Here is a 15241-nt window from a genome sequence, read left to right on the forward strand (position 1 = left end):
AAATTTACCATCTCCCTATTCATCTATATATTGATATAAAAGCACAAACCATCAATTTTCTATCAATATCCTCGCACTTTAACCGACTTTCTTATTACCAGTTTGGCCTGTACAAGCTCCATTTGCGGCTTGTCTGGCTTTTCACCGTTAATTAGGGAAATAAGCCTTTGAGCTGCTCTGGCTCCCATTTCATACAAAGGTTGAGAAACCGTGGTAAGGGGTGGATCAAGGAAAGCGCTTATATCCAGGTCATCAAATCCTACTACAGAAACATCCTCAGGTACTCTAAGGCCATAATCTTTTATAGCCCGTATAGCGCCGATTGCCTTGGGATCGCTGGTAGCAAACACAGCATCAGGCAGTACCCCTTTCTTTAACATGGCCATAACAGCTCCATAGCCGTTATCATCCCGCCCAGCCGCATCCAGGACCAGGTCAGGCTCCATACCCAAACCTGCAGCTTCGAGGGCATGCCTGTAACCCTCAAATCGTTCCCTATACAGCGTTAAACTGGTATCCCCATTTACAATGCATATCCTCCTGTGTCCGGTACTGATCAAATATCTCACCGCTTCCAGAGATGACTTATAGTTATCTATAACCACGGCGTCCACCACCTCAGCCATGTGCCGTACCACCAACACTACCGGAAACCCCTTTTCTTTAAGCTCGAGTATGTGATGGCTCTCTTCCCTGGCTGTAGCAAATATAAACCCGTCTACCCATCTCTTTTGCAATTTTTCAACATAGTCCTTTTCTGCCTCGATGTTCTCATCGGTATTGCACAGTATTACGGTAAACCCGCGTTCCCTTGCCACATCCTCTACACCACGTGCCACTGCAGGAAATACAGGATTGCATATATTGGGCACTATAAGGCCTATTGTATTGGTTTTCCCTTCCTTTAAACCCTTGGCAAGAACGTTAGGCTTATAATTAAGCGCCCGCACAGCCTCCATGACCCTTTCTTTGGTCTCTTTATCAACCGGCACTCTACCGCTCAATGCCCGTGAAACGGTGCTGGGCGATACGCCAGCTCTTCTCGCCACATCCTTTATCGTTGCCAAGTCCCTCACCCTCCCATATCGGTTGGTCTTACAGGAACTTGAGCCTCGGCTACCAGCTCATTACCTCTGTACCTTATGACAAAATACTTCTCGTAGTCTGGATTGCCGGGTACAGGCTTTAAATCTTCTTCTGACTCGAAAAACAGGTGCGGTCCCCTGCTCTCCCAGCGCTGCAAGCAGGCAAACACTGTAGCCTTAGCCACCAACAAAAGATTGAGGCATTCATAGTATTCTATAAGGCTTAAACCTCCTCGTCGCACCTTATATCGCTCCAGCTCTCCCAAACGTTGCCATGCAATTTTAAGGCCCTCATATGTGCGAACTATTGAAACGTATCGCCCCATCAACCTTTGAACCTCTCGTTTAAGGTCCAAAGCATCTATGCTTCTTGCGTCCTTTTCGCTTGGCTTGACCATTTCAATTCCTTCATTGCCTGTCCATATGAGCTCCTCTTTCGAGACGTTATTCAGCCTTTCTGCAGTCCACCTTACCCTTGAAGAGATCGTTTTGGCGTACTCTACCGCCGCTTCTCCGGCTATTTTGCCAAACACCTGACAGTCCAAAAGCGCGTTACCTCCGGGTCTGTTGGCACCGTGCTGCCCTCCAGCACACTCACCGGCGGCAAACAATCCCTTTATCTCCGTATTGCCCCTTTCCCTTATCTTGACCCCGCCTTGGAAATGCTGTGCAGCAGGCACTATCTCAATCATTTCGCCTTTCTCAAGGTCAATGCCGTGATCTTTAAGCCATTGAATCGACGCAGAGTTGATCTCTTTAAGTCGCATGAGTGGGCTGGCATCTCGTTCTGCTTCAGACACCGGATTGCTTATCTCCTGAGCGTATCTCTGTCGATTTTCGGCTTTCAACTGGTCAAACCGAAATCCCTGCGGATTTGCGGAAAAGTCAAGATATACCTTTCTGCCCTTCGTAATTTCTTTGAAGACAGCGATGTCTATCTGGCTGGAGGCATGCTCGCAGGATACCGGCCAGCTGGCACCCTTCTCAAATACGACGTTGTACACCCCCATCCACGTGGTACCCTCTGGGAAATACTTGAGCAAAAACTCTTCCCCCTGGTCGTTTACAAAGCGTGGTACCGCCCTCATAAGGCTTCCCGAACAGGCCAACTTGGTCTTAACTGATGACAAACCGATCTGTATAAACTCCATGTTTACTAAAGATGCACCTGCTCTCAATGCCAGGGCATACCCGTCACCTGTTGCACCGGAAGGATAGACGTTATATTCAAAAACCTCTCCACCACCGCCGGTACCCAGCACAACTGCAGGAGTTTCAAATACAAGTATCTTTTCCTCTTCATTTACGCCAATAGCCCCTGCTATTGCGCCATCCTCCACTACAAGGCTGACTACCATGCTGTTTTCAACCACTTCAAGATTAAGCTCTCTTGCCCTTCTCACCAGAGCTTCTTCTATGTGAATGGCGGTCTTGGGGCCTGTATAACAAGCTCTGGCGTATTTTGAACCATCGGTGACAAACTGGTGAGCTTTGCCGTCCTTTTTGACAAACGGCACTCCAAGAGAATCCAAATATTCAAACGCCTCACACGACTTTTTAGCAAGGATTACTGCCAGGTCGTAATCCGACACTCTTCCACCCAGCCTGTAGATATCATCGGCGTGGTACTTCCATGCATCTTCTCCCCCCGGTTCGGTATGGGGCAGCGTGGCATGGAACGCCATTCTGTCGGAACACGAATTGGCAGTGGTACCAGTAGTGCCCAGCTTACCCTTGGTAACCAAAATCACCCTGCATTGGGGGTCAAGCTCCCTGGCCGCAATCGCAGCCCTCAGCGCAGCTCCTCCCCCACCTACAACCAGCACATCACACTTGTAATGCTTCATAATACTATCACGCCTCCTATTTTCTAAATTTCCCTTTACGCGTACCCATAAAAAGTCCTCTAACTTCTGTGTTGCAACTTTTTTATCAAAGTGTAGGCTGTATTTCCATTCAAAGTACAATTTACCTAAACACAACAACCATTCATTGTCCAAAGCTCAAATAAACAGTTGGACTTGGCAGTACCGCATAATACGGATGGCCATTCAAGTAATGCGCTGCTAATCATTATTGCTGAAAAACCTCGATGTAGTCTATACATGTTCAGCCAGCCTATTGCTCTGTATAGGCGGCTTGCCTTCCCTTCCAGCCTTGTATATAGGGGCATAAATTTCAGCATCCCTGATTACACATCCCGCCTTGCCGCCGTCCCTCATTATCTCGGAGCATTTACCGCAGGCGATGCAACACTTATTAGGCTCTAGCGCACCTTTCTCAATTATGTCCTTGGCAAAATCTGGATAAGCAAAGGCCAGTCGTCCAAACCCAGCCAATTTGAACCAGCCTTCTTTGAGACAACCGGCTGCTACATAAGGAGCCAGATGCCTCAACCAAGACAGCCCTGACGACAATACCACCATATCAGGTACGTTTTCTTGAACCACCCTTGCCACTTCCAGCATCCTTGCAACTCCTACCAAAGGATGTTCGGGCGGAATATAAGGGCCGCTGTCATAAGGCCTGTTGACATGAGGATTATAATAGGGATTACCACAGGTGATATTGACCATCCTGATGCCTTTACCGCGTAGAATCTTTACCAGCCGTATAGGTTCAGTCAAATCTGGCTTTCTGTGATCCTCTTTATCTACACCCCATCCATAAGGATAAGGTATGGCATCGTAGACGTTAAGCCTCAGAGTAACCTCTATGGCATCGCCCAAGCGTTGCTTTATTTTATCGACAATATTTATGAGGAATCGAGTCCGGTTTTCAAAACTTCCTCCGTAATTGCCTTCCCTGGTGAAAGCCGATAGCAGCTCCGAATTCAAATACCTGTGACAACTCTTTATATCCACAGCATCAAAGCCAATTTGACTTGCCAGTTCAGCCGCTTCAACAAACCTGTCCTCCAGCTCCTGCAGTTGCTCATCCGAAATCACCGGGTAGTCATCAGGGAGATTGCCGTCAAGATATGGGTTTCTGGCAGCAATGATGGGAGCGGGTCTCCCCTCCGGTTTGCTGTATCGTCCAGAATGGGTAAGCTGAATAACGGTATAAGGACGATAATTAGAGCCAAACTGCGCTTTTGCAGCCTCGATTATGGTATCGAGAAGCCGTGCAAAGCCGTCCTTGGTTTGGTGGCACAAGTAAAGCTGCCTTGGATTGGCCCTGCCCTCGGGCACAACGGCAGTAGCTTCAATCCATATAAGGCCCGCCCCTCCAGATGCAAAACGGCGGTAACGCCTGAAGGTCAGCTCATCTGGTTCTCCTGCAGTTGTCCCATCACAGCCTTCCATTGGCTGTATTGCCATGGAATTGGGGATTACCTTGTCTCCCAACTTAACTGATTGCAGCAATGCATCAACATTCGCAGATATCGGCATGGTTAATCCCAGAGTTTTTATCTTCTTTACCATGTCGTCAATGCTTTTCAGTTGAAACTTCTCATGCTTATCTAACATTTATTTCCCTCCTATCCTTGCAAAGGTTTGTACAATCGTTTGCATACTCAAATATTCGATATCACATTCGTTTTTCCTTTTAAAAAAATAAAAAAGTCAAGAAATTTATTTTATGACCGTCAATCTCCTATCGAAATGGCAGAAAGCGATAAGCGTTACCCCAACAACCAGTACCAGTCCGGCTATTATATTAAACCTAAAAAGGAAGTGCTCGACAAAAGCTCTCATCACCGATTCAATGGCATGAACAGGAAACTTGAGCGATGCAAAGCTTGAGGCCCACTGGAGCATAGTGTCATTAGTTAACAATATCCATTGTACACCCAGTGATAATTCCAGCATTACCCCGCCAGCGGCCGCCATGGAGGTCCCTATCCAAATCAGCGATTGTTTTATACCCTTGGCTATCATAACCAAAATTCCAGCTAAGGCAAAAAATACAGCAATGGCTCCCCACGACAGCCATTTAAAAGCCCTTATAATTTGACGGACAACCCAGAAAAATTCCACTGATAGAATATCCTGAAAGCGCACACGTTCAGGTATTGGGCCGAACCAATAACTGATTATCTTATCTTTGTTTTGACGCTGCACTTCATTCATATAATCACTCAAACGGTCAAATAATTTGTAAATCGGTATAACAGGTAGCTGATCGCTTTGCCCTTTTAAAAATTTAAACAGGTGCCCCCCTAAAACCAATACTTCATCCCGAAGCCAGTCCTCAGTCATGGCCTTTTCAAGATGGGGAAGCGCTTCATGGCCATTGGGCAACTCAGCATTTACCCTGTTAAAAATCCATTGCCTCACCTGTCCATAGAACTGAGTTTTTTGGAAAACCTCGTCGTAAAATTCCAGACACAAAAAGGTCATATCAAATCCCACAACGAGGCCAATAACCACCAGATTTAATGCCAATATACCGATAAGAGCGGCAATCAACACAACCTGTACCGTCTTCATTATTCTATCTACCTCATTTTTTATTTTAAATTAAGCTGGCCTAACCAGACTGTAATTTTCCACAATTGCATATAAGATGAAGATGAAAATAAACAGTTTCTCCTCCACAAATAATCCGAATGCTCTATCACAAATTATCTACCTTCATTATCTCAAAGAACAAAAATCGCTTCAACTCAGCATACCTTTGATGGCGTTTATGAAATGAGGAAAAACTATGCCCGGCTCTTCTAAGTCATAATACCATCGTTTAAGCCATTCCAAAGAGATATACCCTGTATAACCGTCCTGCATAAGGAGGTCCATTGCTTCTTTTATTGGAATATCACCCTCACCTATTAGGCAGTACCTAACGCCGCCTTTCTCTAACCTCGAATCCTTTACATGGACATGGCGTATATATTTTTTTAGCCTGTTATATGTTAAAAACACTGACTCGCCCATAAACCTGTAAGGATGATGAATATCCCACAACACGCCGATGTATGGATGCTGGAGCTCTTCCATCGTCTTTAACATCACATTCGAATTTGCAAACACCCCATTAGTTTCAAGCAACACTATTACGCCTTTTGTGGATGCATAGTCTCCCAACTTCTTGAGCATCGCTACAACCTGTTTTACATCTACAGGTACTTTAGGCCAGGGGTTGCTATCCCCTAATACCCTTATAAATCGAGCGTTTAACTGGCTGGCCAGGTCGATATATTCCATACCCTCCTTAATGTATGTCTCCGTGTCTTTTTCATGAAGGTAGCAAGAAGAGGTAATGCATGAGATTTCAAGCCCTTTATCCTCCAATTGACGTTTTGATGCCTGTATGTGTTCAGGTAGAAACGGCTTAGCCTTGGGTACATAAATCTCATTGCCCAAACCTCTCAGCTCTATGCCATCATAGCCCAGATCCTTGGCTGCCACCAGAATCTCTTCCCACGACCAGTCCGGACATCCCAAAGTTGAAAAGCATACCTTCATAAAATTCCTCCTGTTCATTCACGTCTTTTTTAATTATTTTATCACGCACTAGCTTATGTTGAAACTTCTTTTTTTCAAAAGTAAAGCATAGGATAAAAGTGAAAACCTGTTGGGGAGATGGTATTGATGAGAACTTTAAATTATACAATGATCCTTACAATGCTATTTTTCTTTATCTTTTCGATCGGATGCAGCGCCAAACCGTCCCTCGATTTGGATGTATACCATCCCAATGATACTGACAACGATGAAGCCCACGAGGGGTACTCAGCCATAATATTTATGACCGATCTGGAAATCATAAAAAAGGCCACCGATTACCTTAAAAAATGTGGCGAAAAAGTAGCTTTTGAAGAAACCGAGATATCCTTTCACCATTGCGATGCCGAGACGGTAATATGCACCGACCCAAAAGGCAGCCGCATAACTTACAAGGGGGATTATTTGAAAATAGTATTTTATCCTCCTAAAAAACCGTTAAACCCCGAATACAACAAGAGCTTTACAGTATACTTAGATCAAGACGGAGATGTATTAGGATATGTTAGCCAAATTTTTCAAAGTGATTGAAATAAAAAAGAGGAGCATCCCGCCCTTCAATTTTTTAGATGTCAGGCCCACTCAAGACGTCTATAACAAAATTCTGAAAAACTTTAAACTCATACTTTTGCCCCACCTGTAAACTAGGCAAAGGCTTATTGGCATCTATTAGCAACATCTGTTCCACCCCGTCATTGTCAATCAAAACTTCGTAATAGTAGAGCTTGTTGTCTTTGTAAACAGGCTGGCTTCCAACCCTTTTTACTACACCTGTTTCAACTCTTTGCCGTCCGGTAAACATATCGCTTAAGAATCTATAATATGCTAGAATTTGACTGCCGTATACGCCCCAGATAAATATATCAAGGCATATTCCAACCAACAATATTATCATGCCTACAGTATTGCTGACTGTATTGGCCAATATAATGGAAATAACCAAAAAGGCAATCAAAACAGCACCAAGCAAAATGATTATGCGCTTCAATTGTTTTCCCGTTTGCTGCAAATCCCCCTGGCTATACATAGGAGCTCCTCCCTCTCAATAGGATTTTTACTCCACTGCATCAAAAATCATTGCAGGGCATCACAATCAGTTTATCAGAAATTGCCCACAGAAAAGTTTCTCATCTAAAATTATATCATATCGAATTGCGTATTTGTACTATCTATGCTTGAATTTAAAAGCTATCTTTAAGCACAAAAACAAAAGGGAGGCTTTTCCCCTCCCTCTCATTTTGGTGGGGCGTACAGGACTCGAACCTGTAGCTTCCACCACGTCAAGATGGCACTCTGCCAGTTGAGTTAACGCCCCGTATTTCACCACGCACTAATAATATTAGCCCATCTTGGATAAATTGTCAAGCGGTATTTTTTCCTTTACCATACATAAGCACAGCAACGCCCAATATTTCAAAAATGAAGATGAATTACCTCCAAAAATGTGGTAAAATATCACACAAAGCCCCTGCCTTCAACTTGACGACTTGTACATATTTTTAAATGTCAGGAAGTGATTAGAAATGTACATTAACCAGCTTGAAAAGCGTCAAACTGCCAATAATTGTATTCAAATGGTGTTTTTAGGGATGGTCCCTTATGAGGAAGGATTGACCATCCAAGAAAAGCTTGTTGCTCTCAGACAGAAAGAAAAAATCGAAGACGTGTTGTTACTGTTAGAACATCCACCTGTAATAACTGTTGGGAGACGAGGAAAGCAATCCAATATATTGCTTTCTCCTGATGAATTAACTGCTCGCGGTGTAAAAGTGTATTATGTTGATCGTGGAGGGGATGTAACATACCATGGCCCCGGTCAAATCGTGGGCTATCCCATTTTAAATTTAAAGCAGTATGGAAAGGATATAAGAAGTTTTGTTTGGAACGTAGAAGAAGTCTTTATACAACTCCTGAAAAAAGAATACGGCATTGCAGCTGGAAGAAACCTAGAATATAGAGGCGTATGGGTAAAGGATGAAAAAATAACATCAATTGGATTTGCTATTAAACAGTGGGTAACCAAACATGGATTCGCTTTTAACGTAAATACCAATTTAGAACATTTTAAATGGATACATCCCTGTGGCATAACAGATTGCAGCATGACCTCTTTAGAGAAGATTCTGGGTTACAAGCAAGATATGACCAAGGTCATGCGGCAAGTGGCCTCATACTTTGGGGAAATATTCCAAACTGACTACCGATTTGTTGACAAGCACGAATTGGACAATTGGTTAAAGGAGGCTTAAAATATGCACTCAAGAAAACCCGAGTGGTTGCGAATCCGCGTTCAGAGCGGGCATCAGCGCAACCAGGTAAAAAAGCTGCTTAATTCACTTTCCCTTCACACAGTATGTGAGGAAGCCAATTGCCCCAACCTCATGGAATGCTTCAGCAAAGGAACAGCCACCTTTATGATTCTGGGAAATATATGTACCAGGAATTGCACCTTTTGCAATGTACGCAAAGGACATGTTCAACCAGTAGACCCACAGGAACCTATGCGTATTGCTCAGGCTGTTAGCGCACTACAGATTAAACATGCTGTAATAACCTCTGTCACTAGGGACGATTTGCCTGATGGTGGGGCCTCTCATTTCGCAGAAGTAGTAGAACAAGTCAAAAAATTATGTCCGGAAGTAACGGTGGAAGTCTTAATTCCCGATTTTCAGGGAAATTTAGAAGCTTTAGAAAAAGTAGTAAAAGCGGGACCAGAAGTTGTTAGCCATAATATAGAAACGGTGCCGAGGCTTTATCCTTACGTACGCCCTCAAGCATCCTATCACCGTTCTCTTAATCTTTTGAAGAATGTGAAAAAAATTGATCATGGGATTTTTACCAAATCCGGCCTTATGGTAGGGTTGGGCGAAAAATTCGAAGAAGTGGTGGCTGTGATGAAAGATTTGCGAAATTGTGGTTGTGATTTTTTAACCATCGGCCAGTACCTGGCACCTTCACCATTTCACCATCCTGTTGTCGAATATATTCACCCTAACATTTTTGAAGAATACAAGCACATAGCTCTAGAAATGGGGTTTCTATTTGTAGCCGCCGGACCCTTAGTAAGGAGTTCCTACCATGCTGAAAAGGCCCTGGAATTAACCGATATTTAACTTTATGGAAAGCTTTCTTTTAACAAACGTTTTATTTTTTTATAATTAACAAGGAAGAGGTTCATTAAACAATAATTAACTTAGATAGTACTGGTATATAGTGCAAAAAATATAATCACGTTATACCCTAGTTATAGGGCGTAATTTGTATTCACCCAAGTACCCAGAAGTGAAAGATCAAGAGGAGCCTTCGACGTTTTAGTCAAAGGCCCCTCAAAAGGACTCGCCACTTAAGGCATGAGCGCCTGGATATGCTTAAAAGCAATATCCTGTGGCAAGTCCTTGTAGTCTTATTATATGCAGCAAAACAGGAAATAAACATGGCAATATTTGTAGATTTTAAAGGGTTATAATCGTACACATTTTATGTTAGGCAATTTACAGCTTCAGGCTTTTTCAGTCCATATGTAAAAACGTACTCTCCAGACCCTATTTCTAATTTCACTCCACCATTGACTGTCTCATGCTTTAATACTCCTTCTGCCTCCGCCAATCTCTTGCCGCTCTCATAAACCGCATCAGATGTAGCAAACGGCAACACCACAGTAGCAGTTGTATTGTGAGGCACGCATACCGATATTTCTATACAGCCGTCCTGTATCCTCCACTCAGATTTGACCTTTCCGTACATCGACTTTAGCTCAGCCTTTGCATAGGTCAACCCCTCACCCAGCGTTGGCCTGATGTATATATGCTTATATCCGGGCCTTTCTTCATCGGTATCAATTCCAGCCACCACCCTGTAAAGCCAATCGCCGATGGAACCATAGGCATAGTGGTTGAAAGAGTTCATGTCGGGACTCCAGAAAGAGCCATCCGGTTTGATCCCATCCCAGTGCTCCCAAATGGTGGTTGCACCCTTAGTCACCTGATACAGCCATGACGGGTAATCGGTCTGCAAGAGCAGTTTGTAAGCCACATCGCTGTAACCATTCTGGCTCAGCACATGACATAGATAGGGCGTGCCCACAAAACCCGTGGTCAAATGGTATTTATTTTTCTCGATATAGTCCACCAGCGTATCGATGGTGCGCTTGCGGTCCTTTTCCTCTACAAGGTTGAACATAAGTGCCAGCACATGGGCGGTCTGTGTAGGAACCGCCAGCCTCCCCTTTGGCGTCACAAACTCTTTTCTAAAAGCATTCACTATATTGGCATACAGCTTTGAATATTCTTCTACGTCCTCGGTTTTACCCAGAACTTTGGCGGCTTTCACAAGCAGGCTTGTAGAATACGCATAAAAAGCCGTGGCAATAAAATCAGTTGCCGTAGCTCCTACATAGCTTCCCTCTTTTGCATCCAACCCCAGCCAGTCGCCAAAATGAAAGCCGGTATTCCATAAGTACTCATTATTCCCCTGCCGCCTTATATATTCCACCCAGGCCTTCATGCTCTCATACTGCTCTTCAAGGATTCTCTTGTCGCCATAGCACAAATACACCGTCCAAGGGCATATCACAGCCGCATCTCCCCATGCAGCCGACGAATGATGATCGCCGCCCAGAACATTTGGAATCACAAAAGGCACTCCGCCATCGCTCAGCTGGTCAGCCTTCAAATCTTTAAGCCACTTCGTGAAGAACGAGGCAACGTTCATGTTAAAGCAGGCGGTTCGGATAAACACCTGCGCGTCTCCTGTCCAGCCAAGGCGCTCATCCCTTTGAGGGCAATCAGTCGGAACATCTACGAAATTACCTCTTTGCGACCACAAAATATTTTGCTGAAGCCTGTTAACCAAAGAATTTGAGCATTCGAAGCTGCCGGTCAGTTCCATATCAGAATGCACTACCATTCCAACAAAGTCATCAAGCGAAGGCTGACCCGGGTATTCCACCAACTTTACGTATCTAAACCCTTGGAATGTAAAATGTGGTTCAAATACTTCTCTGCCTATGCCCTTTAAAATGTACTCAACCGTTTGTTTGGCTTTCCGCAGATTTGCAGTATAAAAATTGCCGTCTTTATCCAATACCTCTGCATGCTGCAGCACCACCTTGCTCCCAGCCGGCCCTTCTACCGCAAAACGCACCCAGCCCACCATGTTCTGTCCCATATCCAAAACCGTCTCACCGGCAGGAGTTGTTAAAATGGCCACCGGCTTAATCTGCTCAACGATACGAACGGGCGGTCCTTCCTGAGCAACTATTATGTCCTTCGGTTTATCCAATTCCTCCACGTCATACCAATCAGAATCATTGTAATCCGCTTCATCCCAGCCCGGCTTTTCTAATCGAGCATCGTAGATTTCCCCGTGATAGATTTCGGACATAATAATGGGACCTGTAGATGCCTTCCAGCTCCTGTCCGATACAACCACCTGTTCCCTGCCATCTTCGTAAATAATATGCATCTGTATAAGAGCCGCCAACCTATCGCCGTATATATTTCTCCGGCCTTCCCAGGCAAGGTTGCCTTTGTACCACCCATTACCCAATATAACGCCAATGGCATTCTGCCCCTCTTTAAGCATCTCGGTTACATCATATGTTTGATACTGCAGCCGCTTGTTATAGCTGGTCCAGCCAGGAGTAAAATAGAAATCGCCCACTCTTTTCCCATTTAAATGGAGCTCATACAGGCCAAGGCTGGTAGCATATATTCTGGCTGATTTTACTTCGCCGTCGACTTCAAAAACTTTCCTCATCAAGGGACAGGCTTGTAGGTTCGATGGATTATCTCCGATATTCGGCGTAATCCAGTTGGCCATCCATTCGCTGGCATTCAAAAGCCCCATCTCCCAAAAAGCCGTTTCACTCCAATTGGACGCTCTGCCTCTCTGGTCCCATACCCGCACCCTATAATAATACCGTGTACGCGATTTCAATGGCTCACCTTTGTACTCGACATGGATGGACTCATCGGAGTCAACCTTTCCGCTATCCCATACGATGCACTTAAATTCCTCATCCGTAGAGACATGTATCTGGTAAGCGGCCTGCAAAATATTTCGTCCATCTGACTTTATGACCCAGCTTATCCTGGGATTTTTCACGTCAATGCCTATAGGATTGACCTTATATTCACACCTCAAATTACCTACTTCAAGCATTTTGTTTACCTCCTAGGTATTTAATTTAATTGGAACATAGTTACTCCCACGGCAAGCGGCACTCTAATATATCGCTCATACCGTGATAATACGGATGTCCTGTAGCCAATGTGAAATGAGCGTCTATGGGTTTATCCTGACGGGTTAGTTTTATAATAAACTGGTTCCATCCTTCTTTTAACGACACATCAGCATAGCTTGCTCCGTCACCGCTATAGTTTGGCCTAGGGATGCGTTTCTCAAGCGCTTCATACACTTTTTTACCGTTAAGCCACAGCTCCATGGGACAATTGGAAGACACCCCAGCACGGCCTGTTCGCTCTTCTGGGCAGTACACATAATGACAGAGGTAGATGCTGCATGACTTCCCCTCAAAATATTGCTCAACCGGCAAAGCATTATCTATAAAATCAACTACTCGCCAACCTTTAACATCATCGCTGGAAGGATTGAAGTCTACATCCAGCGGCGATACCAACCAACGCTTACCGCCCAGCAATACCAGCGGTATATCTTCGCCCTGCGGCCTTCCCTTTATTTCGATGTGTATGCTACCTCGGTTGGACTGGTTTATAAAGGATATGTCGTCTACAGTTATACGACAGATAAGCTCTGTTTTACCTTTAACCGGTAGCTTTACGTTTTTAAAAAGATCAGGCTCACATCTCCACCCTTGTGGCAGATTTATGCTCACGTCGACTGTTAAGTCCATAGGCCTTGGATTCTCCAATACAACCTTTATGCTTTTGACCTCTCCTGCCCTTATCACAGGATGGTCCATATAGTCTACTGCCGCTTTTATTGTGGTGATATCGAAAGCCACCTGTGTGGGTGGCAGACTCCACAGGGACTTTATATCATCCGACGCATACAGTGCCGAAACGTCCAAACCTCGCAAATCGGTAACCTCATCATCTATTACGATCTCGGCATTATTGTAGGCTAACACCCTTTTACCCATATTACAGGTACGCCTTTTGAGCTCATCCAAATTCTGGGGTACTTCCAACTTGATTATGCCGCCCCATGAAGCATTGGTGGTTATCTTATCGCTGAGTGACGCTACCCATTCTGTAGGTATGCTTTTAGTACCGTACATTACATTATGCATAAACCTTTATTCCCAACCCTGTCCGCCTATGCCTCTTTCCAAAATCTTCTCGCCATATCCGCTTTCCAGGTATGCCTTCATGGGATCAGGCGCAAGACCCATCTCTTCACGCACCGCTTCAAGCAAAGGCGTTACATCGCATTCAAAGGCCTCGCGCACTGCAGCCTCTGCCGCCATGACGTCATTGTGCATCTGCGCCTCTTTCAATACTTCGCGATTTACCAGCAAAGCTTTGGCATATGCCGTCTGCACGTTCAACACCGAGCGGATCATAGCAGGTATCTTGGGCTCTATGTTGTGGCTTTGGTCAATCATATACGCTATATTTTCTGCCGTCTTTGCTGTCTTAGGGTCAAGGCTGGCGGCCACCAGCTCGTTGAAAATCAGGAACAGCTCATAGGGATTGATGGAGCCCACTATCAAATCGTCATCGGCGTACTTCTTGTTGTTAAAATGAAAACCTCCAATCTTTCCCTCATCCAGCAGGAAGGCCACAATGTGTTCCACGTTGGTCCCCAGAGGATGATGTCCCAGGTCTACCAGCACTTGAGCCTTTTCGCCCAGCTTCATAGCAAAGGCATAAGCCATTCCCCAATCGGCTATGTCGGTGTGATAAAAGGCCGGCTCAAAGAATTTGTATTCAATCAAAAGCCTCATATCGCTGTCCATGGCGTTGACTACCTCAAAGAGCGCTTCTTCAAGCCAGTTTTTGCGCGCACGTATGTCTCCCTGCCCAGGATAATTGGTTCCATCGGCAAGCCACAGGCTTATTATCCTGGAATCGACCTTTCGTGCAATCTCTATGCATTCCATGATATGGTGTATAGCTTTTCTCCTTACGGCAGAGTCGGTATTCGTAAGGCTCCCGAATTTATAATCATCATCTTGAAATAAGTTAGGGTTGACCGCTCCTATCTTCAATCCCAGGCTGGCCGCATATTCCTTAACTTTTTCAAAGTCATCCACTTTATCCCATGGAATATGAATAGCCACGGTGGGACACATTCCGGTTACCTTGTGCACCTGAGCGGCATCTTCCAGCTTCTCAAACAGATTCCTTGGCACTCCTCTTTGTTTAAAAACCTTAAACCTCGTCCCAGAATCCCCATATCCCCAGGAAGGGGTCTCCACCTTAAAGTTTTTGAGCCTCTCCTTTACCCACTCTACATCTATACCTCTGTCTTTCTGCCTCTGCTCCCACAAAGAATATATTTGATCCCTCGTCATACTCACATTCTCCTTTCCTGAAATAGTTTTACTTTTTGTAGCTGACAATCTGCCAAATGGCAGACTTGCCAGCTGACTTTATCTTTGTTTACAAGTTCCATTTGCCTCCGCATCTGCTATATATTCGTCTTCTGCTGTTCAACCTACAATTTAATGTTTTAGCCGTTTACCATTTTCAAAAAAGTAGATTCAAATAAAATACAAATTTG

At 44.6% G+C, this 15241-nt stretch carries 12 protein-coding genes and 1 tRNA gene; 3 read left to right on the forward strand and 10 right to left on the reverse strand.

Going from position 1 to position 15241, the window contains the following annotated elements; all coding sequences use genetic code 11:
• Positions 1–62: 62 nt before the first annotated feature.
• The 5 genes from JOD02_RS02230 to JOD02_RS02250 form a co-directional block, all read right to left on the reverse strand.
• A complete protein-coding gene (locus JOD02_RS02230) occupies positions 63–1067 on the reverse strand; it encodes a LacI family DNA-binding transcriptional regulator (protein ID WP_204486504.1) in 1005 nt (334 codons plus the stop codon).
• Positions 1068–1072: 5 nt separating this feature from the next.
• On the reverse strand, positions 1073–2932 hold the full coding sequence (locus tag JOD02_RS02235) for an FAD-binding protein (RefSeq protein WP_204486506.1): 1860 nt from the start codon (positions 2930–2932) through the stop codon (positions 1073–1075).
• A 252-nt stretch (positions 2933–3184) separates the two neighbouring features.
• On the reverse strand, positions 3185–4555 hold the full coding sequence (locus JOD02_RS02240) for an oxidoreductase (RefSeq protein ID WP_204486507.1): 1371 nt from the start codon (positions 4553–4555) through the stop codon (positions 3185–3187).
• A gap of 105 nt (positions 4556–4660) precedes the next feature.
• The gene (locus JOD02_RS02245; protein WP_204486509.1) at positions 4661–5518 is read right to left on the reverse strand and encodes a hypothetical protein; all 858 of its coding nucleotides are present in this window, start codon (positions 5516–5518) and stop codon (positions 4661–4663) included.
• A 171-nt stretch (positions 5519–5689) separates the two neighbouring features.
• Positions 5690–6493: a sugar phosphate isomerase/epimerase family protein gene (locus tag JOD02_RS02250; RefSeq protein ID WP_204486511.1), complete on the reverse strand. Its 804-nt coding sequence runs from the start codon at positions 6491–6493 to the stop codon at positions 5690–5692.
• A gap of 126 nt (positions 6494–6619) precedes the next feature.
• Between JOD02_RS02250 and JOD02_RS02255 the strand changes: the two genes are divergently transcribed.
• The gene (locus JOD02_RS02255; RefSeq protein WP_204486512.1) at positions 6620–7063 is read left to right on the forward strand and encodes a hypothetical protein; all 444 of its coding nucleotides are present in this window, start codon (positions 6620–6622) and stop codon (positions 7061–7063) included.
• Between the two features lie 34 nt (positions 7064–7097).
• Here JOD02_RS02255 and JOD02_RS02260 read toward each other — a convergent pair whose 3' ends face one another.
• The gene (locus JOD02_RS02260) at positions 7098–7559 is read right to left on the reverse strand and encodes a hypothetical protein (protein ID WP_204486514.1); all 462 of its coding nucleotides are present in this window, start codon (positions 7557–7559) and stop codon (positions 7098–7100) included.
• A gap of 212 nt (positions 7560–7771) precedes the next feature.
• Positions 7772–7847 (reverse strand) — tRNA-Val (locus JOD02_RS02265).
• Between the two features lie 208 nt (positions 7848–8055).
• Between JOD02_RS02265 and lipB the strand changes: the two genes are divergently transcribed.
• Together lipB and lipA are read left to right on the forward strand one after the other, a co-directional pair.
• Positions 8056–8781 carry a lipoyl(octanoyl) transferase LipB gene (lipB, locus tag JOD02_RS02270; RefSeq protein ID WP_204486516.1) on the forward strand — a complete coding sequence of 242 codons (726 nt, stop codon included), beginning with the start codon at positions 8056–8058 and terminating at the stop codon, positions 8779–8781.
• Between the two features lie 3 nt (positions 8782–8784).
• Positions 8785–9645, forward strand: coding sequence for a lipoyl synthase (gene lipA, locus JOD02_RS02275; protein WP_204486517.1), 861 nt, complete (start codon positions 8785–8787; stop codon positions 9643–9645).
• 364 nt (positions 9646–10009) lie between these two features.
• Here the strand turns inward: lipA and JOD02_RS02280 are convergent, their stop codons facing one another.
• From JOD02_RS02280 to rhaI, 3 genes are read right to left on the reverse strand one after another with little or no spacing between them, the layout of a single operon-like run.
• The gene (locus JOD02_RS02280; RefSeq protein WP_204486518.1) at positions 10010–12694 is read right to left on the reverse strand and encodes a family 78 glycoside hydrolase catalytic domain; all 2685 of its coding nucleotides are present in this window, start codon (positions 12692–12694) and stop codon (positions 10010–10012) included.
• Between the two features lie 40 nt (positions 12695–12734).
• The gene (locus JOD02_RS02285; RefSeq protein WP_204486519.1) at positions 12735–13805 is read right to left on the reverse strand and encodes a hypothetical protein; all 1071 of its coding nucleotides are present in this window, start codon (positions 13803–13805) and stop codon (positions 12735–12737) included.
• 6 nt (positions 13806–13811) lie between these two features.
• Positions 13812–15032 carry an L-rhamnose isomerase gene (rhaI, locus tag JOD02_RS02290; RefSeq protein ID WP_204486520.1) on the reverse strand — a complete coding sequence of 407 codons (1221 nt, stop codon included), beginning with the start codon at positions 15030–15032 and terminating at the stop codon, positions 13812–13814.
• Between the last annotated feature and the right edge of the window lie 209 nt (positions 15033–15241).

The organism is Caldicoprobacter guelmensis, from assembly GCF_016908415.1.
In the GTDB taxonomy this organism is placed as follows: Bacteria; Bacillota; Clostridia; order Caldicoprobacterales; family Caldicoprobacteraceae; genus Caldicoprobacter; species Caldicoprobacter guelmensis.